This window comes from Ochrobactrum sp. RH2CCR150 (genome assembly GCA_014138095.1).
Lineage (GTDB): Bacteria > Pseudomonadota > Alphaproteobacteria > Rhizobiales > Rhizobiaceae > Brucella > Brucella gambitense.
The window spans coordinates 156,838-177,877 of the sequence record JACGXE010000002.1 but is presented as its reverse complement, the minus strand read 5'-3'; the positions used below and the strand labels follow the sequence as shown (position 1 = coordinate 177,877).

Below are 21,040 nucleotides of genomic sequence, written 5' to 3'. Positions count from 1 at the left end.
GAGCTAGGACAGCGTCGGAAGATTATCGCCCTCGATAATGCGATCGAGGGCGTGTTTCAGCTCTTCGCGTACACCGACGCTCTGTTCGAGAATCTGATCGAATTTCAGGAAATCGAGCAGGCCGATCCGGCCCACATCCGGCCGCAGAAAAATATGCGGTGGCCGAATGCGGAACTTGTTCTCGATGATCGAGCACATGGTGAGCTGATTGCCGCCGATGACCGCTTCGAATGTCGTCGGCATATAATCGTCGTCACCGGGCGGCGCGCCTACGACATCGATGCCGATGACGATATCCGCCTTGTCGAATAGAAGATCGAACGGCACCGGGTTGAACAGGCCGCCATCAACCAGAATGCGGCCATTGCGGCGCACGGGTGCGAAGACCGGCGGAATAGCGCAGGAAGCGGCGATTGCAGAGCGCAAATCGCCATCGACGATCTGAACTTCCTTCGCGGCGTGAAAATCCGCCGCAGTAATGCTCATCGGAATCTTGAGGTCTTCGACCTTGTCCGGCAGCGATGCGGGCAGGAACACATCGATGATTTTCTCGATGTTGAACTGGCTGACGCGAAAGCCGCCCTTCAGCAATTCGACCCAGCGGGATGGACGCGTCTGCCACATGCGGCGCGCCACTTCCGAACGGCGATTGAAAATCGCCGCCATATAGTCGTGTATTTCCTTGCCGCTCATGCCGTTGGCCATGCCCGCACCGACAATCGACCCGATGGACGACCCGGCAATGGCGACAGGCTTGATGCCCAGCTCGTCAAGGGCTTCGATGATATGCAGATGCGCAATGCCCCGCGCTCCGCCACCGCCGAAAGCGACGGCAATGCGGGGCGTGGATGGCATGGCGTTATCCAACATTTTATCCTCTTGAGAGGCGCCTTAGGCTCTTAACTTTTAGCGGGTCCGTAAATCAGTATCGCCGGTTCGGCTTCAAGCAGCTTTTTGGCAATAGCCTTGACCTGATCGAGCGTCACCGCATCGATAAGCGCCGAACGCTTGTCGATATAATCACGCGGCAGTCCCGCATCCTGCAAGCTGACCAGCGTTTCGGCAATCGCGCCCGAAGAATCGAGATTGTTCACCGCATAGGATCCTTTGAGGAAGCTCTTTGCAGCGGCAAGCTCTGCTTCGGTCGGGCCGTCGCTGGCCATGGCAGCCACCTGCTCGCGAATGATCTTGAGCGAGTCCTGTGCCTTTTCCGGGCGTGTCGCCGTGGAGATTGCCAAGGCGGACACATGATCGTGCAACACCAGCTGCGAAGAAACCGAATAGGCGAGACCGCGCTTTTCGCGCACTTCGGCATAAAGCCGCGAAGTGAAGCCGCCACCCAGAATGTGGTTCATCAGGTAAGCCGCAAAGAAGTCCGGATCCTTGCGCGGAATTGCCGGATAGACGAACCGGATCGCCGTCTGCGGTACATCGAACGAAAGGCTGGTGGTCGTGCCGAGCGCCAGCTTGACGTCCGGCACCGGAACCAGTTCCGCCGCTGCGGGCAGATCGCCGAACACCTTGTCGAGCATCACGCCAAGGTCCTTGGCATTGATGGAGCCGACCACACCGACGATCAGCCGGTCGCGGGCGAAATTCTTGCGATGGAACGCCACAAGATCGTCACGGGTAATCGCCTGAAGCGATTTGACCGTGCCTTCGTCTGGCCGTGCATAAGGATGGTTGCCATAAAGCACTTCAGCAAAACGGCGCGCTGCGATGGTTCCCGGATTGCGCTGCGCCGCCTCAATGCTTGCCACGACCTGACTGCGGATGCGGTCAACCGCAGGCTGATCGAAGCGCGGCTTGTTGACGGCCAGCGCCACGAGATCGGTCACGGCATCGCGATTTTCCGCCAGCATACGAACCCCGCCAGCAACGGCATCCTGCGTGGCGGTGAAGCTCATTTCCGCACCCAGATTATCGATCCGCTCCTGAAACGCATCGGAATCGAGATCACCGGCGCCTTCATCGAACAGACCGGTCATCAGATTGGCGAGGCCTTCCTTGCCAGCCGGATCCTGCGACGTGCCGCCCTTGAACGAGAAGCGCATGGAAACCAGCGGCACCGAATTGTCCTCCACCAGCCAGGCATGAATGCCCTTGGGCGAAACGACTTCCTGTATCTCGATGGCGCGCGCAGGCAGAGCGCAAATCACGAGAAGCGCCATGGATGCGACCAGAGCACTTGCGAGCGAACGCGGACCGCCAGAGGCAAAAACGCGTTTGAAGTTCAGCATGATCATGGTCTTCACTGGATCGCTCCCTCTGCACCATTGCCGCTGGCACCGTTTGCGGGCGCGTTGGGGTTCTCACGGGCGTTTTCCGGCTCGGCATTGGGCGGCAGAAGATAACTGGTCACCGACTGGTCCTTGACAAGATACCGCTCCGCCACGTCACGAATCTGATCGGCTGTCACCGCCTTGATAAGATCGGGCCATTTCTGGATATCTTCAACCGACTGGCCGACGGATAGCGTCGAACCATAAATCCGCGCCATGCCAGCCTGGCTGTCACGGGCGAAAATGACCGCCTTCAGGAAGCGGTTGCGCGCCTGATCCAGTTCGGTCTGGGTCACGCCGTCCTTGACGATCCGCGCCAGTTCAGCTTCCACCGCCTTCTCCACATCGCCAAGCGTTGCGCCGTCGCGCGGCGCGCCATAGACCGAGAAGGTGCCGTCATCGAGCGCATCACCGCTATAGGTTGCACCCGTATTGGCTGCGATGTTGTTCTTGACGATCAGCGTCTGGTAAAGGCGCGACCGGGTCGAGCCGCCGAGAATTTCACTCAACAAATCGAGCGCAGGCGCATCGCCCGGCTTCACATCGGGGAACCGCTTTTCATTGGCATAGGACGGAACCAGCCAAGACATGCGGAACGACGGCGTGCTGATGCGTGCATCATGCAGCGTCACCACGCGGGCGGCGTGTTTTTCCGGCTCCTGCGGGCGGTCGCGCGGCAGAACTTCGGCACGCTTCGGCACATTGGCCCAGGTCTTGAGCGTCAGTTCACGCACGCGTTCCGGCGTCACGTCACCGGCGATGACCAGCGTGGCGTTGTTTGGCGTGTAATATTGCTGGTAGAAGTCGATAGCGTTCTTGAGGCTCAGCTTTTCCATTTCCTGACGCCAGCCGATGACCGGCTTGCGATAGGGGTGGTTGTAGAAGAGCACGGCATCGGTGTTCTCGCTCAGCATCGCAGCGGGGTTGGAATCAACGCGCATGCGCCGTTCTTCCAGAATGACCTCACGCTCGGTCGTCACGGCTTCTTCGTTCAGGACCAGATTTTCCATCCGGTCCGACTCGAAACCCATGATCATTTCCAGCGCTTCCGGCGAAACCCGCTGGTAATAGGCGGTGTAATCGTAGGAGGTGAAAGCGTTTTCCTCGCCGCCGATCGATGCGACCTTGGACGAGAACTCGCCTGCCGGATGGTTCTTCGTGCCCTTGAACATCAGATGTTCAAGGAAATGCGCGATGCCGGAAACACCCGGCACTTCATCAGCCGAGCCAACGTGATACCAGATCATCTGCGTCACAACCGGCGCGCGATGATCGGGAATGACCACGACTTTCAGGCCATTGGGCAAGGTGAAATTGCTGACACCGTCGGACTGGGTGATTTCAGGCAGAGCGGCCTGATCGCCTTGCGCTTGCGGCGCAGGGGCCGGCTGGGCGGCATCGGTTTGGGGGGCTGGTTGATTTTGAGCTTCAACGGAGCCGGTTGCGAGCGGCAGAGCCAGCGCGAAACCAAGAGCGGTCGATAACAACAGGCGTCGGAGGGAGGTGTTATTCACCAAGCGACATCTCCAATCGGTTTCATTTCCGCCCGGCCTTTCCGGACGGCATGCATCAAATCAATATCGGCGATGCTATCGCCGAACAGAAAGAACGCGGCGGCAAACACCGCTGCAAATCATCTCAATCGGCTTTGAGTTGGATGAGCCGAATGATTGTGCCGCCATAGTTGCGCTCGTCAAGCACAACAAATTGTTCGTCAAGCTCAAGCGAAGCTTCAGCTGCCTCTTCAAGCACCAAAAGTGCGTCAGGATTAAGCCAGCCGCCCTGAAGCGCCGATAAAAATGCTTTTTCCCCCATGCGCCGTCCATAAGGCGGATCGGCGAAGATCAGATCGAACGGCTCCATCGTGCCGACAATGCCAAGCTGGCAGGCGTCGCGCCGAAGAATCTTCGTATGACCTTGCAGGCCAAGCGCCTCGACATTCTGGCGCAACAGCCCACGGCCCTCCGCGGATTCCTCCACGAAGGTCGCGTAACGCGCACCGCGCGAAAGGGCTTCAAGACCGAGAGCGCCGGTGCCCGCGAAAAGGTCGAGCACGCGCCCACCTTCCACCTTGTCGGGGAAGCTGTGCGCGAGAACATTGAACAGGCTCTCGCGCGTGCGGTCCGTGGTGGGGCGAATGGCGTTGGTAGACGGTGTTACAAGCGGGCGGCCGCGAAACTTACCGCCGACGATCCGCACCGCCGCCTCCCGATCTGCCACCACCAGGTTTTCCGCCACCGGGCTTTCCACCGGTCGGCTTGCCACCCGGACGTCCGCCTGGCTTACCGCCCGATTTACCTGCTGGCTTTCCACCATCGGGTCCGCGACGCGGGCCATCGCTGAAACCGCGTGGAGCGCTACCGCTACGCGCGCCTGAACGCGTGTCGCGATCGGAACCGCCGAAGCGACCCTCGCCACGTGTACCGCCCGGCTTGTCGGACTTGTATGGTTTGTCGGATTTGAACGTCTTGCGACCTTCAAAACCACCCTGCGAGCGCTCACCGGAAGCTGCATCGCGCAGCTCAGCGCGCTCGCGCTTGCCGGGACGACGTTCCTTGTGGCCGTCCTCACGCTTTTCGCGCGTTTCCGGACGCCCGCCCTCAGAGCGGGAACCTTCAAAACGGGGATCCTCAGAACGAGCGCCGTAAGAGCGACCTTCCGCCCCCGGCTTGCCGCCAGCGCGCGGACCGCTTGAACGCGGGCCTTCCGAACGCTTGTCGTAACGGCGTTCGCCGCCCTCTTCGCGACCCTGCTCTGCATCGTCCGAACGACGCGGACGCACCTGCATGTCGCCGCTGAACTTTGCGCCGCGATGCGGCACCTGGTGCTCGACGCGCGCAGGCTTGGAAGCAGCCTTCTCGCCCTTTGGACGCGCGCCAGGCGCCATCCAGACATTGGCGTTGCCGCGACGGCGCGGCTCTACCTTCTCCGTCTTGTCCTCGCGTCCGCGACGACGTTCCGGACGGCTCGAAATCCATTCGCGCTCACGCGGTGCGCGGCGGGTTTCGCCTTCCTGTTCCGGCTGAGCTTCTTCCATCTCGCGACGGGTGCGGCCCTGCACGGCGGCATTGGAGAACTCGTTGAAGATCGGCGCGTCGAAATCGGCACCGGAATCCTCAACCAGCTTGTCGCCAAGCTGGTCACGCAGCGTGCGACCCTTGATTTCGCGCACAGCGCCTTCTTCAAGATCACCAAGCTGGAACGGGCCGAAAGACACACGGATCAGACGACCGACGGTCAGACCCAGTGCGCCGAGAATGTTCTTCACTTCACGGTTCTTGCCTTCGCGCAGACCGATATTGATCCAGACATTCGCGCCCTGAACGCGCTCAAGCTCCGCTTCGATGCTGCCATAGAACACGCCGTCGACAGCGATACCGTTCTTCAGTTCATCGAGCTGCGGCTGCGTTACCTTGCCATGGGCGCGCACGCGATAACGGCGCAGCCAGCCGGTAGACGGCAGTTCCAGAACCCGCGACAGCCCGCCATCATTGGTGAGCAGCAGAAGTCCTTCGGTATTGATATCGAGACGGCCAACCGACAGCACGCGCGGCATTTCAGCTGGCAGCGCATCGAACACAGTCGGGCGACCTTCCGGATCGCGATTGGTGGTCACGAGACCGGCAGGCTTGTGATAGAGCCACAGGCGTGTGCGCTCGGCCTGCTTCAGCGGCTTGCCGTCGACGGTGATGACGTCGGTGCGCTTCACATTGACCGCAGGGCTATCCAGCACCTTGCCGTTGACCGCGATACGACCGGCGGCGATCATCGTTTCAGCTTCGCGACGCGAAGCGATGCCGACACGCGCCAGACGCTTGGCGATACGCTCGCTCGTATCTTCCTCAACTTCTACATCGCGCGGGGCACCCCGGCGCGGACCAGCGCGGCGTGCATCGTCCCGGTCACCTTCATCGCGGCGCGGGCGGCTGTCACGGCCCGGGCGATCGGATCGGTCGGAACGGTCCGAGCGTTCAGGGCGATCCGAACGGTCAGACCGCTCGGGGCGATCAGAACGATCAAATCGTCCCGAACCACCCTTGGGGCCGCCTGAGCGCCCGCCGCCGGTGCCACCGGGGCGTCCGTTACGGCCATGAGGCGGCTTGCCGCCCTTGTTATCGTCGTCTTTAGTCATCTGGTATTGGCCTCTCAGCAGCGTTTCCGTGTCATTTTGCACCGTCGAAAGCAGGCAAAGGAATGTCTGGAACGAAAACGCCGTATAAATCTGTTCGCAAATCGGTTTCGATTTCGAGAATTATGCAGTAACAAATCGCTCCAGTGCTTGCGAGCGAAATTTCCCGATCCATGCAATGAAATGGACGTGCATGAAATGGAGTGCACATGAAAAAGGCGGCCTCCGCAACCGTTACCGACGCACCAACACCGATGGCTGCCGCGCTGAATGAAGCGCGCGCCGCTGGTGCGCGCGGCGAAGTGCCGATTGGTGCCGTTGTCGTGCATGACGGGCAGATCATCGCCCGCGCCGGAAACCGCACGCGGGAACTCAACGACGTGACCGCCCACGCCGAAGTGCTGGTCATCCGGCAGGCCGGTGAAGCCCTGCAATCGGAACGGCTGATCGACTGCGATCTCTATGTGACGCTGGAACCCTGCGCCATGTGTGCCGCTGCAATCTCCTTTGCACGCATCCGCCGCCTTTATTACGGCGCATCCGACCCCAAGGGTGGCGGCGTCGAACACGGCCCCCGCTTCTACACCCAGCCGACATGTCATCATGTGCCAGAGATCTATCCGGGCTTCTCGGAAGGCGAAGCGCAGAAAATCCTCAAGGATTTTTTCCGCGAGAAGCGCTGAACCCACATGTCCGAGCCTGCCATAAGCCGCCGACAGAATATTCTGGTTTTTGCGCTCCTCATACCGCTGATCGCCGTGCTGCTTCTCAGCTGGCTGGGTGCAGCCATTCTCATCAATCGATATTTTCCAGAACTGGAGATCTCGGCGGAAGATGTGCTGAATTACATTCTGGTCGGCTTCATTGCGATTATTTACATGCCCTGGATTCAGGCACGAACCTATCGCCGCCAGTCCGCAGCGTTTGAAAGCCCTCAATCGCAGCCCGTCGCCGTCATGATGAGGCGCTTCGGTCTGCTCAGCGTTGCGGCCCTCTCTCTTTTACTGGCGTTCGGGCCATTATCTTTTCAACGGCAGATTTACAGCTGGGCTTATGGGACGGGTCTTGTGACCCGATCCATATATCTGATCGAACTCGTATTTCTGGTTGTGGCTGCACTGATCATTGGACTGGCGATAGCTCTTTCAACAATCTTCCCGCGCTCTCACTCAAAAACGTCACCCGCGCCGGAGAGCAAGGATCAGGTCAAACAAGCCAAAATCTGGCTCGGTTGCTTTGGCTGGACCTATGGTCTTTGCGCCGCCCTATGCCTTCTGCCGGGATTCTTTATCCTCAGGTTCTTATAAAGCAGAGAGACCAGTCAGCCCTTCGACTTATGCCCGGTCATATGACGCAGCGTGTCATCACGCAGCGCGAAATGGTGAACCAGCGCCATGAATACATGGCAGACGACAACCGCCAGTAAAGCCCAGCCAAGTGGGCCATGAAGCGCGCTGCCGATGCTGTTCAGCGTTTCGTTTTGGACGCCAGCCGCATCGAAGATCGGCATGCCGAGGAAGGAAAAGCCCCGCCCCCGACCATAGGCGCGGATCAGAGCGAGCACCGGAATGGCAAACATCAGCGCATAAATGCCCAGATGACCGAGCATTGCGGCCTTACCCATCAGGCCGTCTTTATGCGGGCGGCGACCCGCATTGAGAAGGCCCCAGACGCCACGCAGCAGAACCAGAACCAGCAATGCAAAACCAAGCTGCTGGTGTGCCGACCAGAAAAACGTAAAAACCGCGCTGCCTCGCGCAAAGAGATGCAAAATTGCCGACATGAACTGCCATAGAAACAACAACGCCATCAGCCAGTGAAAGCTGCGGGAGACCACACCGTAACCGTTGCGGCTGTCCCAGATCGTGTTTGCGTTGCTCATTGAACTGTACCTTTGAAGCTATGCCCTATCATCGCCCTTTACAGACATGAAGTCTTTGATTGAAATCAAATAGAAGTCATGACGCTTAAAATTACAAATTTGAAATATCTGCCCAGAAAACCTTCACACTATACTCACAATAAAACAGCCATAGCGGATATTAACGCCATGGCTGCTTAAACTCTTATAAATAAATTCTGGACGTTAGTTCCAGGGCAGATAATCGCGCCAGCCCTTGGACTTGCCAGCGGCCTTCTTGCGCTCGCGTTCCTTCTGCGCCTCGTCCTGCCCCAGCTCGCCGGTAGCGGCGGTGGATGCCGGTTCACGATAGGCCAGCGGCGGCTCGCTCAGATATTTGCGGTTCGTGGCCGAACCCTGCGCCTGCTGTGCACGTTCTGCCTTGATGGCCGCCATTTTCTGCGGATCAACGGTTGGCAAACGGGAATCATATTCTTCGCGACGGCTGTTGCCGCCCGGAAGTGCAGTCTTCAGGTTGCTTGCAACCGGACCGTCTGCTTCAACCGGCGACACGAAGTTCGGGTTATCGCGGTTGGCGGTGATTTCATCACGCAGGCGCTTGCGGCGCTGTTCTGGAGATTCCGGCCAGTCTGCACCACCCGCGGTGGCAACATTATCCTGCGGTGCAGGCAGCTGCCCCTTATCGCCCGGAGAAGGACGCACAAGATCAGGACGCGGCTTGTAATCGATGCGCTCTTTCTTGTTCTTGCCCTGACCGAAGCTCGCCATATTGGAAACGTCGTCGAAGAGCTGCGCGCCCGACGACTTGTCCGTTCCGTAGGTCGGCGAAGACATGCAGCCTGACAGCGAAAGACCCGCTACAGCCGTCATAAGTATCAGAACTCGTCCGTCAATCTTCATTAGCGCCACTTCTTTTACGCCTGTCGATTCTTTGTTCGCGAGGCTTGCTCCAGCGTGCCTTGCCTCAAAAAACCGGCAACTCCAAGGCAGATCGTGAATTTATTCGAGGACTGCCTTGTACATGAGAGGAACTCATGCGGCAATCCGGCTTTAACCGCTATTTCACCATGTTCACGCGGGGAGCCGCAACCCCTATCGCGCAAACAAACAATCCGCCCCGGGTGAAACCGGAGCGGATTGTGATTTCTGCGATCAGGCTTCGAGCTTGCCGAGCGCCTTCAATTCGCGCAGCGCCTCGGCATCGCGGGCCGACACTTCCGGGAATTCCGGGTCGGAACCCACATCCGTGGTGTAGCGCCACGAACGCGCACATTTTTCGCCTTCGGCGCGAACAGGCACGACGGCCACACCCTTCACATCGCCAAGCGTGAAAGCGCTTTCCGGTGCCGCTGCATCGCTGAACGAGATGCCGCTGGTGATGCAGATTTCCGCAAAATCGAGACCGTCGAGCGAATCGCTCAGGCTCTTGTCGGAAATGTGGACCACCGGCGCTGCTTCCAGCGACGAACCAATGCGCTTGTCTGCGCGTTCCAGCTCCAGCGCGCCGGTCACGACGCGGCGAACCGCGCGCACCTTGCGCCACTTTTCGGCCAGCACGTCATCACGCCATGCAGCAGGCGTCGGGCGGAACTGCTCGGCATGGACCGAAACCGACTGCGGATAACGGTCGAGCCATGCTTCTTCCATGGTGAAAGGCAGCATCGGCGCCAGCCAGGTCGTCAGGCGATCGAAGATTTCGCGCACGGTCTGCAACGCAGCCTTGCGGCGAACACTCGACGGGGCATCGCAGTAAAGCGCGTCCTTGCGGATATCGAAATAGAAAGCCGAAAGTTCGACATTCATGAAGTCGATCAGAGCGCGGGCGATGCGCTTGAAGTCGAATGTGTCATAGCCGGTGCGCACAACCTCATCCAGCTCCGTCAGGCGGTGCAGCATCAGGCGCTCAAGTTCCGGCAGATCGGCATGAGCAACGTTTTCGCCTTCGTCATGCGCCAGCGTGCCCAGCATCCAGCGGATGGTGTTGCGCAGCTTGCGATAGGCATCAATATTGGTCTGGATGATGCTCTTGCCGAGGCGCTGATCTTCCCAGTAATCGGTCGTCATGACCCACAGACGCAGGATATCCGCGCCGGATTCCTTGATGACGTCCTGCGGCGTTACCGTATTGCCGAGCGACTTCGACATTTTCTTGCCGTGCTCGTCCATGGTGAAACCGTGGGTCACGACGGCATTATATGGCGCACGACCGCGCGTGCCGCAGCTTTCCAGAAGCGACGAGTGGAACCAGCCGCGATGCTGGTCCGAACCTTCGAGATAGACGTCTGCCGGCCACTTCATGTCCGGGCGGTCTTCCAGCGTGAACGTGTGGGTCGATCCTGAATCGAACCACACGTCCAGAATATCGCGCACCTGAACCCAAGGCTCATTGGCGCGGTTGCCGAGGAAACGCTCGCGCGCGCCTTCAGCAAACCATGCATCGGCGCCTTCGGCCTCGAAAGCATCGAGAACACGCTTGTTGACCGCATCGTCCTGAAGGATGTTGCCTTCCTCGTCCACGAAAACGCAGATCGGCACGCCCCAGGCGCGCTGACGCGAAAGCACCCAGTCCGGGCGGCCTTCGATCATCGAACGCAGGCGCGTCTGACCGGCAGCCGGTACGAAACGTGTGTCGTCAATGGCCTTCAGCGCACGCGAGCGCAGCGTGGTGCCGTCGCCGAGGTTCTTGTCCATATAGACGAACCATTGCGGCGTGTTGCGGAAGATGACCTGCTTCTTCGAACGCCAGGAATGCGGATAGGAGTGCTTGAGACGACCGCGTGCGAAGAGCTTGTCATTGGCGATAAGCTGATCCATCACCGACTTGTTGGCGTCGCCCTTCTTGCCGTTGTCGTCGATCACGCGTGCGGCGCCGCCTTCGCGGTCCGGACCGAAGCCCGGTGCATCCTTGGTATAATAGCCGTCGTCACCCACCGGGAACGGGATGCTTGGATCGATACCGCGCGCTTCCAGTTCGCGAACATTGTTCATCCAGGCTTCAAAGTCTTCACGACCGTGGCTTGGCGCGGTGTGGACGAAACCCGTGCCCGCATCGTCGGTCACATGATCGCCATCGAGCATCGGAACCGCGAACTCATAGCCGCCCGCAAAACCCTTCAACGGGTGATCGAGCAAGATCTTGCCAAGTTCATCTGCTGAAATACCGCGCAGGCGCTTGAACTGAAGCTTTGCCTTGGCGAAGCTTTCTTCAGCCAGCTTGTCGGCGAAGATGAGCTTTTCGCCCGGACGCGGGCCAAAATCGTTCTCGGCTTCCGTGACTTCGTAAAGCCCATATTCGATACGCGACGAATAGGACACGGCGCGGTTGCCGGGGATGGTCCATGGGGTGGTCGTCCAGATCACCACGGCGCTGCCGGAAAGATCATTCTGGCCAGCGACCGGGAACTTGACCCAGATCATATCCGACTCGACGTCGTGATATTCGACTTCGGCTTCGGCAAGCGCCGTGCGCTCGACAACCGACCACATTACTGGCTTGGAGCCGCGATAAAGCTGACCGGAAGCCGCGAACTTGAGAAGCTCGCCAGCGATGCGCGATTCAGCGTGGAAATTCATCGTCGTGTACGGGTTTTCGAAATCGCCGAGGATCGCAAGACGCTTGAACTCATCCGTCTGGACCCTGATCCAGTTGGCAGCGAATTCACGGCATTCCTTGCGGAATTCGTTGATCGGCACTTCGTCCTTGTTCTTGCCTTCGGCGCGATATTTTTCCTCGATCTTCCATTCGATCGGCAGGCCATGGCAATCCCAGCCCGGAACGTAGTTCGAGTTATAGCCGCGCATCTGGAAAGAGCGGGTGATGACGTCCTTGAGGATCTTGTTCAGCGCATGGCCGATATGGATATTGCCGTTGGCATAGGGAGGGCCATCGTGCAGCACATAAAGCGGGCGGTCTTTCGCCTGCTCGCGCAGCTTCTTGTAAAGGTTCATCCCCTCCCAGCGCTCGACGAACAGCGGTTCGCGCTGCGGCAAGCCCGCGCGCATCGGAAATTCTGTCTGCGGCAGATTGAGGGTTTTAGAGTAATCGATCTTGGTCGTCTCAGTCATGATCGGTATTCGCCTGTGAAGCCTCGGCCAGAAATGGCGGGCATGTGGATCAACGATAACAGGGGGACTGTAAGAGCACAGCCGGTCGTTCCCGGACCTCCGCGCCAGATATTGCCTGGCAAAACAGCCATTCAGGCAAAGCGGGAGGCCGGGCCAATAATTCGTATGGCCGTCATGATAAGCCGAAAATCCGTCATCATGGGCACGCTTTTAGCAATGAGCTTTGCAGGAATAAAGAGGCTAGGGGAACAAAGACGCAATAAAACTGCATCCCTGCCCCTGAAAATCTTCACAGTAGCGCCCGCTTCATGCGGTCTGACACGTGGTCGAACCGCGTGAGCGCCTTAATCCAAAGAGAAGTCGAAACGATAGGTCGCAGAGATGCCAACCATGAACTGGTCGGGCGAGCCGCGCTCCTTGACGATACTCGAATCCTTGGCCGGGCCCTGCAGGCGGGTATATTCGCCAAACAGGCTGGTATCGATCTTGTCGGTCGCCTTCCAGTTGATGGCACCGCCGAAACCGGCCGATTTGAAGCCGCCGCCCGGATTATATTCCGACAGGCCGGACGCTGCCGATTCCTGCGCATCGACGCCGTAATAGGTCTTGAAGTAGTCCTTCGACGCGAAGGTTGCACGTGGACCCGCCGAAACGCGGATAACCGGCGTCACATCATAAAAGGCGTCCGCGGAAATATCGGCGACAACGCCCTTATGTGCGCGGATGCCCTGACGCACCTCGCCACGCACGCGCAGCCAGTCAGTCGGGTAGACTTCGGCAAAGCCGCCTACTTCGCCGCCGAACTTGGTGTCTTTCAGGCCGTGAATATCATCATCGCGTTCGAACAGCAGTTTGCCTGCCAGACCGGCGCGGAAGCGGTTGTTGTCGATCAGCGCGAAGGAAACATTGTCGTTACGCGAGGAAAACCGCGTCGCTTCGCCCTGACGGCCAAGCGAAATCAACGGCTGTGCGGAAAAGCGATATTTGTTCGAGCCTTCGAACTTCGGCGCGACCAGACCGGCTGCACCGACCTTGAGGTACCAGTCGCCGGACCAGAAATGCTTGCGGGCCGGCTGAACCGTTTCCGCCGCATAAACATCGGTCTGCTGCACATCGGCTGCATATGCAATGGAGCCGGTGGCGGGAATGAGAGCGCCAACAACGAGGGTCAGTGAGCGAATACGCAAAACAATATCTCCGACAAACAGCGCTTCGAAAATTCATAGCATCTGTAACACTGTCTGTCGGAAATATGTAAAATTTAACTTAAATCTTAGGTAGAAAAATATTCCGCTACACTTCACTCAAAGGAAAGCACACGGTCTAGTTCCGAAAGCGGGCGGGCACCGGCCAGCAAGGCGCGGGCCTCTTCCTCGTCGCGCTTCATCTGCTCGATCAGCGGATCCAGCCCGTCAAATTTCACTTCGCCGCGCAGGAAGCCGAAGAACGAAACACAGGCGACTTCGCCGTAAAGATCGCCGGAAAAGTCGAACAGGAATGTCTCTAGAAGCGGCGAGCCGTCACTATCCACCGTAGGACGACGGCCAAAACTGGCGACACCGTCATGCAGGCTTCCATCCTGCCTGCGGAAACGGACGGCATAGATGCCGTGTTTCAAGCTGGTCTGGGCGCTGACTTTCATATTGGCCGTGGGAAAACCGAGTGTGCGCCCTAGCTTCTTGCCGTGGATGACCTCGCCGCAGACCGTATAGCGATAGCCGAGCAGTCCTGCCGCTCCGGCAACATCCCCGTCGCAGAGCAAATTGCGAACCCGCGTGGAGGAAACGAGATTGTCGCCTTCGTCGGTAAAGGCATCCACCAGCGTCACATGGAAACCAGCACCCTCGCCTGCCTGCAGGAGAAACTCCGGCGTGCCACGCCGGCCCTTGCCAAAATGAAAGTCATAGCCGGTCACGACACGGCTGGCATGAAGTTTTTCGACCAGAATATGCTGCACGAAATCTTCAGCCGACCGGCTGGAGAATTCGGCGGTGAAAGGCTGCTCCACAACCGCATGAAAGCCCATGTGCCGCAGGATAGACGCCTTTTCACGCGCATCGGTGAGCCGGTCGATCGGTTCGTCCGGCTTGAAGAAACTGCGCGGATGCGGCTCGAATGTCAGCACGACTGCAGGCAGATTTTCCTTGGCCGCGATTTCCAGCGCCCGCTCAAGCACGGCCTGATGTCCGCGATGAACGCCGTCGAAATTGCCGATGGCCACCACGCAATTGCGCAGCCGCTCCGGCAAGGTGTCGGTTCCCGAAAGACGTTGGAAATCTGAATTCGTCATGGTGTGCCTGAGTCTTGACTTGCTTCAGTCTGGGCTTGTTTGACCTTGCCCGCAATGTGCGAAAATATCAGACGAGTGCGTAAAGCTCGGCGACCGGACGATGTCCGTGCTTTTCCAGAAACGCTTCCATCTTTGCGAGATCGACAGCTCCGTTATCTGCATAATCGGCAGCGTGCACGCCCCCCGAAATATAGAGCACATCGAGACCGAAACCGGCGGCGCCCTTCACATCGGTCAGCACGCCATCGCCAATGCCGAGAATGCGGCTCTTGTCGACGGGGCCGCCACGAACCTCTTCGGCAGCGTGCAGCGCAGCCTCATAGATCGGGCGATGCGGCTTTCCGGCGATCAGCGTGCGACCACCGAGCTGGCTGTAATCGCGCGCAAGAGCGCCCGCACACCAGACAAGACGCGGACCACGCTCGACCATAATGTCGGGATTGGCGCAGATGAAAGGCAGGTTGCGCGAACGCAGACGCTGGAGCAGGTCGGCGTAATCGGCAGGCGTTTCCACATCGTCATCGGCAAGACCAGTACAGACGACGCCATCGGCCTCGAATTCTTCCACCAGTTCCACATCCAGCCCGTCATAGATCGACAATTCGTTTTCGCGACCGATGTGCAGAACCTTGCGCGGACCTTCGACGATCAGGTCGCGGGTCACGTCGCCGGAGGTGACGACACGATCATAGGTATCCGCAGGCACGCCCAGCATTGCGAGCTGAGCCTCGACGCCCGGATGCGGGCGCGGAGAATTGGTGACGAGAATGACCGTAACGCCCCTGGCACGGGCGCGCTTCAGCGCATCGACAGCAGCCGGATGTGCAGCGACGCCATTATGCACCACGCCCCAGACGTCGCAGAAAAACACGTCATACTGGCCGGTCAGATCGTCGAGGCTTTCAAGCTGCTTCATAGTCTTCCTCTTGATATTCCATTTTCGAGCTGGAACGCCGCCCGCATATGCAAGCCGCATGCGCTCCATCTAACGCAGCCGATCAAAACTGTCACGAGCTTTACCGCCAATAAGCCGAGAAAGCGCCGCGTCCAAACACCCCATGAGGAATGTCTCAATAAGCTGTTGCGTAGATTCATCGATCGTTTACCGCACTTCGTGACCGACTGTTAGAAAGATGCTGCTAGGAACGACACACAACCTTGCGGTTCAGAGCGCATCCCGAAAAATGTGAAACGGTTTTCGGACAAGATGCGCGCCTAAACAGCAGCAACACAACCTTTCGGGCGGGCGTGGATTTGAATAACTGGAGCGGACCAGCAAGGAGGCTTTTCGCCGCCTGCACGACGGGCTTTGCACGCAAAGCGGATTTCGAAAGCCTTTCAGAAAAAGCAGGTCGATTCTGCGGTGACGAACGCGGCAATTTCGCGATGATCACGGCCATATTGCTCGTGCCGTTATTGCTTGCTGGCATGGTTGCCATCGATGCCACCAATCTCATGCGCGCCCGCAACAATGTTCAGGCCGCGCTCGACGCAGCCGCGCTGGCCGTCGGCAAGCGCTTTTCAACCGGCGCAAGCGAAGCCGACATGAAGGACTATGGCGGCAAGGTCTTCAATGTGAACCTGACCGCGCTTTCCGCAGACCGCGTTACCTTTGCCGTCCAGTTTCCCCAAACTTCGAACGATAATCAGCAGATCGAAGCCACCGCGAACTTCATATATCCATCGCTGTTCGGCTCCATCGCAGCACAACTGACCAACTCGGCCAATGACTGGGACAATAAGCAATATACACTAAGTTCCTTCGTTCGGCTGAAGAATACGATTGAAGTGGCGCTCGTGCTCGATAATTCCGGCTCGATGAATGACAACGGCGCCGGCTCGAACACGCAACGCCTGCAATTGCTGAAAGACGCAGCAACGCAGCTCGTCGACAGCATGGCAGCGCAATCGGCGCTGATCACGCGCGTTGAGAAGCCAGTGCAATTCGCGCTGGTGCCTTTTGCGGGCTCGGTCAATATCGGGCCCAGCTATCTCAAAGAAACATGGATGGACCCAAGCGGTACCTCGCCGGTTAATCTCGAAAACTTCGTACTGCCGGTTAAGATCGACAACACGCGCAGCATTGTCGAAAAACCGACAGGCAGCGGCCTTTACATCAAATCGGGTACTGGCTGGGGAACGGACAATAACAAGGCCTTTTCCCGCGCTGTTCTCTACGCCGATCTTGCAAAACGTTCGACCGCCACGTGGATTCCATGGGCGGGATGCGTTGAGGCGCGTCCAGGAGGCCTGGCGCTGGACGTCACACCGCCATCAACCGGCAAGCCGGAAACCCTGTTCGTGCCTATGTTCGGCCCGGCGGAATATTATGATGTCGACAAAAATAGTAACCCGACAAATCTTACGCTGAACAGCTGGTGGACAGACGACTTGAGTTTGAGCGGCCTCTCGCGCCAGAACGACCTCAAGAAATATTATCTGAATAATGTGTTGTCGAAGCGGTCTGATGGCGGTGGGCCGAACTATAGCTGTACGACCACCTCCATCACACGCCTGACGGACATCTCCACCGATGCAGGCAAAACCACTATCAAAACAGCCATCAAGGCGATGCAGCCGAGTGGCGGTACGAATGTGCCCGAAGGCATGGCGTGGGGATGGCGGACGCTCGTTCAGGGTGCACCGTTTACGGAAGGTCGCCCTTCGACCGACCGCGGCAACGATAAAGTCGTCATCGTGCTCACCGACGGCGCGAACACGTATTACACGTATAATTCGCTTGCGGGATCGAACAGGGATAAGGCCAGCAACCTGTCTTACTATTCGGCGCATGGCTATACGAGCCGCACCACGAAGGGTTACAGCCAGACCCGTCTGTTTCAGGAAAGCGGCGTGTCTGTCTCGCAGGACAACAGCGTCTATACCAAAGCGATGAATGCCCGCTTCAACAAGCTTTGCAACAATGCGAAGGACTCCAACATCATCGTCATGACTGTGGCGGTGGACCTGAACACCAGTAAGACGGACGAAAAAGCTCAAATCGAGCTGCTGAAAACCTGCTCGTCCGATTCTCGTGTCCGCCTCGACGGCGGCAAGCCCGCCAAACTGTTTTGGAACACCACGGGCGGCAATTTGTCGGAAACCTTCCGCCAGATCGGCGATGAGCTGTCAAACCTGCGTATCTCGGGTTGATCCTGTAAACCGAACCACCATATGCGGAGCGGACCACCCGGCCCTCCGCATATCAGGCCGCCTGATCGCTTCGCGAACGGTGCAAATTAACCATCATTCGCCTGTCAAATTTTTCAGGCAATCTTGACATTAAAAGATCCTGCCTCTATCTCAAAGGCACGTTAGCACTCTGGAAGAGAGAGTGCTAACAGCGCGGATCGGCTCGATCCGCATAACAGGGTTCAACGTCTATAACACCAAGGGTTATACCATGGCTGATATCAAGTTCCGCCCGCTTCATGACCGCGTCGTCGTTCGTCGCGTTGAATCGGAAGCAAAGACCGCTGGCGGGATCATTATCCCTGACTCCGCTAAGGAAAAGCCGCAGGAAGGCGAAGTTGTCGCTGCTGGCGCCGGCGCTCGTGACGAAGCTGGCAAGCTCGTTCCGCTGGACGTCAAGGCTGGCGACAAGGTCCTGTTCGGCAAGTGGTCCGGCACGGAAGTCAAGATCAACGGCGAAGACCTGCTGATCATGAAGGAATCCGATATTTTGGGTATCGTCGGCTAATTCATTTAGCCCGGAGCATTTCCAGCAAAAGTGCGAAGCGGTTTTGTGTAGGATAATGCTTAAAAACAAAGAGACAGAGCGGGTTCGCTCCTGCCTCAAAAACAATTCACCATACCTGACCGGGATATTCCCAGGAGAGTAAAATGGCTGCAAAAGACGTAAAATTCGGTCGTTCTGCGCGCGAAAAGATGCTGCGCGGCGTCGATATCCTCGCTGACGCTGTTAAGGTCACGCTCGGCCCGAAAGGCCGCAACGTCGTAATCGACAAGTCCTTCGGCGCTCCGCGCATCACCAAGGACGGCGTTTCGGTTGCCAAGGAAGTCGAACTGGAAGACAAGTTCGAAAACATGGGCGCACAGATGCTGCGCGAAGTGGCTTCCAAGACCAACGACACCGCCGGTGACGGCACCACCACCGCGACCGTTCTCGGTCAAGCTATCGTTCAGGAAGGCGCCAAGGCTGTTGCCGCTGGCATGAACCCGATGGACCTGAAGCGCGGTATCGACCTCGCAGTTTCGGAAGTTGTTGCAAACCTTCTCGGCAAGGCCAAGAAGATCAACACCTCAGAAGAAGTTGCTCAGGTTGGCACGATCTCCGCTAACGGCGAAGCCGAAATCGGCAAGATGATCGCTGAAGCGATGCAGAAAGTCGGCAACGAAGGCGTCATCACGGTTGAAGAAGCCAAGACCGCCGAAACCGAACTCGAAGTCGTTGAAGGCATGCAGTTCGACCGCGGCTACCTGTCGCCGTACTTCGTCACCAACCCTGAAAAGATGGTTGCTGACCTCGAAGACGCTTACATCCTTCTGCACGAAAAGAAGCTCTCGAACCTCCAGGCTCTTCTGCCGGTTCTCGAAGCTGTCGTTCAGACCTCCAAGCCACTCCTCATCATCGCTGAAGACGTTGAAGGCGAAGCTCTTGCTACCCTCGTCGTCAACAAGCTGCGTGGCGGCCTGAAGATTGCTGCTGTCAAGGCTCCTGGCTTCGGCGACCGCCGCAAGGCCATGCTCGAAGACATCGCGATCCTCACCGGTGGTCAGGTTATCTCCGAAGATCTCGGCATCAAGCTCGAAAGCGTTACGCTCGACATGCTCGGCCGCGCCAAGAAGGTGTCGATCTCCAAGGAAAACACCACGATCGTCGACGGTGCAGGCCAGAAGGCCGAAATCGATGCTCGCGTTGGCCAGATCAAGCAGCAGATCGAAGAAACCTCTTCGGACTACGACCGTGAAAAGCTTCAGGAACGCCTTGCCAAGCTCGCTGGCGGCGTTGCCGTGATCCGCGTTGGCGGTGCAACGGAAGTTGAAGTCAAGGAAAAGAAGGACCGCGTTGACGACGCCCTGAACGCAACCCGCGCTGCGGTTGAAGAAGGCATCGTTGCTGGCGGCGGTACCGCTCTGCTCCGCGCTTCGGTTCAGATCAAGGCCAAGGGCATCAATGCTGACCAGGAAGCTGGCATCAACATCGTTCGTCGTGCGATCCAGGCTCCGGCCCGTCAGATCACGACCAACGCTGGTGAAGAAGCTTCGGTTATCGTTGGCAAGATCCTCGAAAACGGCGCTGACACCTTTGGCTACAACACTGCCAATGGCGAATATGGCGATCTGATCGCTCTCGGCATCGTTGATCCGGTCAAGGTTGTCCGTACGGCTCTGCAGAACGCAGCTTCGGTTGCTGGCCTGCTGATCACCACGGAAGCCATGATTGCTGAACTGCCGAAGAAGGATGCAGCTCCGGCTGGCATGCCTGGCGGCATGGGCGGCATGGGCGGCATGGATTTCTAAGAAATCCATAAAGCACTACTTTAAAGAGAACCTCCGGCTTCGGCCGGAGGTTTTTTTATTTCTAAAGCCCAAAAAGCCATCCTTGATTGGCGGATGCTAAGCCAAACCTACAGCCCGATAATGAGCCCGCACATATGCGGGAGAGCGGTTAACCGGCACTTTTCTCATTACGTTACGTAACTATCTGTGATTTATAAAAAATTTACCGTCTGGCCCCTTTGCCGATGTTAATATTCTATTTTAGAAAGTTCTCATTGACTTGAGACAACCAATCATGGTCAATCCCGGTTGACATGAGATGGACTTCCAGTTTGCCCCCGCACCCCGGAAGTCCTGTCTCAGGCAACAGGAAAGGCAGGCTTCGGCCTGCCTTTCCACTTTAAGGCGTATTTTCACAAATTTCTGGCCCGTAGATTTTCCTACGAAATTCAGCTCAAGCTTGCGCTCGACTGCTTCAGCTTGCCTCCCGGCGATTTTGCCCTATCGTTATCGCAACCGGAAAGAGGACGGAAAATCACATGCGCAAGGAACTGCCTATCGATACTGCCCCCAAGGATGGTCGCAAGATTACAGTCGTTTGGACCGATGAGGATGATCAGCGCAATGAATCGATTGCGCAATATCGGTCGCTCGCACAACTGAACGCTGGCGGCGGACAGTGGGATGAAACCGATACCGGCTGGTGGACATTCACCGACAGCAAAACCCAGCGCAAGATCGAACCGACCGCCTGGATCTCCGAAACCGAAGGCGGTGACGACGAAAACGAAGACAACTGACCGGCGCAGAAATTCACGCTCAAATAAAGTTGAATTTCCTAATCATATTTTGTCAAATAGCTCCGTAAGGAAAAGACGGAGCTACCAATTCGTTGGTAGTGCTATATTCATTGCGTCAGAGCCCGATACGGGCCGAAAGCTAGCCGGAGA

General features: G+C 57.9%; 17 protein-coding genes. 6 read left to right on the top strand and 11 right to left on the bottom strand.

All coding sequences use genetic code 11. The annotated features are described in order from the left end of the window. Positions 1-3: 3 nt before the first annotated feature. The 5 genes from FHW03_RS04530 to FHW03_RS04510 all read right to left on the bottom strand — a co-directional run bounded on the left by FHW03_RS04530 (position 4) and on the right by FHW03_RS04510 (position 6,414). A complete protein-coding gene (locus FHW03_RS04530; RefSeq protein WP_182520044.1) occupies positions 4-867 on the bottom strand; it encodes a patatin-like phospholipase family protein in 864 nt (287 codons plus the stop codon). A 32-nt stretch (positions 868-899) separates the two neighbouring features. After that, positions 900-2,240, bottom strand: coding sequence for a pitrilysin family protein (locus tag FHW03_RS04525; protein ID WP_182520043.1), 1,341 nt, complete (start codon positions 2,238-2,240; stop codon positions 900-902). Positions 2,241-2,251: 11 nt separating this feature from the next. Beyond that, a complete protein-coding gene (locus FHW03_RS04520; protein ID WP_182519557.1) occupies positions 2,252-3,796 on the bottom strand; it encodes a pitrilysin family protein in 1,545 nt (514 codons plus the stop codon). 124 nt (positions 3,797-3,920) lie between these two features. Next, positions 3,921-4,481 (bottom strand): 16S rRNA (guanine(966)-N(2))-methyltransferase RsmD, encoded by a 561-nt coding sequence (gene rsmD / locus FHW03_RS04515; protein WP_182520042.1) that lies wholly within the window; start codon positions 4,479-4,481, stop codon positions 3,921-3,923. After that, on the bottom strand, positions 4,462-6,414 hold the full coding sequence (locus FHW03_RS04510; RefSeq protein ID WP_182519556.1) for a pseudouridine synthase: 1,953 nt from the start codon (positions 6,412-6,414) through the stop codon (positions 4,462-4,464). Before FHW03_RS04510 ends, rsmD begins: the two co-directional genes overlap by 20 nt. Positions 6,415-6,620: 206 nt before the next feature. Here FHW03_RS04510 and FHW03_RS04505 point away from each other — a divergent pair, with 206 nt between their 5' ends. Beyond that, complete coding sequence (locus FHW03_RS04505) at positions 6,621-7,094, top strand: nucleoside deaminase (RefSeq protein ID WP_182519555.1); 474 nt, start codon at positions 6,621-6,623, stop codon at positions 7,092-7,094. Positions 7,095-7,100: 6 nt separating this feature from the next. After that, positions 7,101-7,718 (top strand): hypothetical protein, encoded by a 618-nt coding sequence (locus tag FHW03_RS04500; RefSeq protein ID WP_182519554.1) that lies wholly within the window; start codon positions 7,101-7,103, stop codon positions 7,716-7,718. A gap of 14 nt (positions 7,719-7,732) precedes the next feature. On the opposite strand, the gene FHW03_RS04495 is transcribed toward FHW03_RS04500, so the two are convergent. The 6 genes from FHW03_RS04495 to FHW03_RS04470 form a co-directional block, all read right to left on the bottom strand. Continuing rightward, positions 7,733-8,293 (bottom strand): cytochrome b, encoded by a 561-nt coding sequence (locus tag FHW03_RS04495; RefSeq protein ID WP_182519553.1) that lies wholly within the window; start codon positions 8,291-8,293, stop codon positions 7,733-7,735. 204 nt (positions 8,294-8,497) lie between these two features. Further along, positions 8,498-9,172, bottom strand: coding sequence for a hypothetical protein (locus FHW03_RS04490; protein WP_182519552.1), 675 nt, complete (start codon positions 9,170-9,172; stop codon positions 8,498-8,500). A gap of 252 nt (positions 9,173-9,424) precedes the next feature. Continuing rightward, positions 9,425-12,337 (bottom strand): isoleucine--tRNA ligase, encoded by a 2,913-nt coding sequence (gene ileS, locus FHW03_RS04485; RefSeq protein WP_182519551.1) that lies wholly within the window; start codon positions 12,335-12,337, stop codon positions 9,425-9,427. 344 nt (positions 12,338-12,681) lie between these two features. Then, on the bottom strand, positions 12,682-13,524 hold the full coding sequence (locus FHW03_RS04480; RefSeq protein WP_182519550.1) for a MipA/OmpV family protein: 843 nt from the start codon (positions 13,522-13,524) through the stop codon (positions 12,682-12,684). A 113-nt stretch (positions 13,525-13,637) separates the two neighbouring features. Continuing rightward, on the bottom strand, positions 13,638-14,627 hold the full coding sequence (locus tag FHW03_RS04475; RefSeq protein ID WP_182519549.1) for a bifunctional riboflavin kinase/FAD synthetase: 990 nt from the start codon (positions 14,625-14,627) through the stop codon (positions 13,638-13,640). Between the two features lie 67 nt (positions 14,628-14,694). Further along, entirely contained in the window at positions 14,695-15,543 is an 849-nt protein-coding gene (locus FHW03_RS04470) for a TIGR01459 family HAD-type hydrolase (RefSeq protein ID WP_182519548.1), read from the bottom strand. Positions 15,544-15,875: 332 nt separating this feature from the next. Here FHW03_RS04470 and FHW03_RS04465 point away from each other — a divergent pair, with 332 nt between their 5' ends. From FHW03_RS04465 to FHW03_RS04450, 4 genes are all read left to right on the top strand, one after another. Next, a complete protein-coding gene (locus FHW03_RS04465) occupies positions 15,876-17,780 on the top strand; it encodes a pilus assembly protein TadG-related protein (RefSeq protein ID WP_377514119.1) in 1,905 nt (634 codons plus the stop codon). 250 nt (positions 17,781-18,030) lie between these two features. Further along, positions 18,031-18,327: a co-chaperone GroES gene (gene groES, locus FHW03_RS04460; protein WP_078339070.1), complete on the top strand. Its 297-nt coding sequence runs from the start codon at positions 18,031-18,033 to the stop codon at positions 18,325-18,327. Between the two features lie 143 nt (positions 18,328-18,470). Further along, on the top strand, positions 18,471-20,111 hold the full coding sequence (groL, locus tag FHW03_RS04455; RefSeq protein ID WP_182519547.1) for a chaperonin GroEL: 1,641 nt from the start codon (positions 18,471-18,473) through the stop codon (positions 20,109-20,111). 518 nt (positions 20,112-20,629) lie between these two features. Beyond that, positions 20,630-20,890, top strand: coding sequence for a hypothetical protein (locus FHW03_RS04450; RefSeq protein WP_078338957.1), 261 nt, complete (start codon positions 20,630-20,632; stop codon positions 20,888-20,890). Positions 20,891-21,040: the final 150 nt, after the last annotated feature.

Excerpts from the sequence above, each read along its gene's own strand:
- FHW03_RS04525 (WP_182520043.1), bottom strand. The coding sequence starts at position 2,240 with ATGCTGAACTTCAAACGCGTTTTTGCCTCTGGCGGTCCGCGTTCGCTC.
- FHW03_RS04510 (WP_182519556.1), bottom strand. The coding sequence starts at position 6,414 with ATGACTAAAGACGACGATAACAAGGGCGGCAAGCCGCCTCATGGCCGT.
- FHW03_RS04505 (WP_182519555.1), top strand. The coding sequence starts at position 6,621 with ATGAAAAAGGCGGCCTCCGCAACCGTTACCGACGCACCAACACCGATG.
- FHW03_RS04500 (WP_182519554.1), top strand. The coding sequence starts at position 7,101 with ATGTCCGAGCCTGCCATAAGCCGCCGACAGAATATTCTGGTTTTTGCG.
- FHW03_RS04495 (WP_182519553.1), bottom strand. The coding sequence starts at position 8,293 with ATGAGCAACGCAAACACGATCTGGGACAGCCGCAACGGTTACGGTGTG.
- FHW03_RS04490 (WP_182519552.1), bottom strand. The coding sequence starts at position 9,172 with ATGAAGATTGACGGACGAGTTCTGATACTTATGACGGCTGTAGCGGGT.
- ileS (WP_182519551.1), bottom strand. The coding sequence starts at position 12,337 with ATGACTGAGACGACCAAGATCGATTACTCTAAAACCCTCAATCTGCCG.
- FHW03_RS04475 (WP_182519549.1), bottom strand. The coding sequence starts at position 14,627 with ATGACGAATTCAGATTTCCAACGTCTTTCGGGAACCGACACCTTGCCG.
- FHW03_RS04470 (WP_182519548.1), bottom strand. The coding sequence starts at position 15,543 with ATGAAGCAGCTTGAAAGCCTCGACGATCTGACCGGCCAGTATGACGTG.
- groES (WP_078339070.1), top strand. The coding sequence starts at position 18,031 with ATGGCTGATATCAAGTTCCGCCCGCTTCATGACCGCGTCGTCGTTCGT.
- groL (WP_182519547.1), top strand. The coding sequence starts at position 18,471 with ATGGCTGCAAAAGACGTAAAATTCGGTCGTTCTGCGCGCGAAAAGATG.
- FHW03_RS04450 (WP_078338957.1), top strand. The coding sequence starts at position 20,630 with ATGCGCAAGGAACTGCCTATCGATACTGCCCCCAAGGATGGTCGCAAG.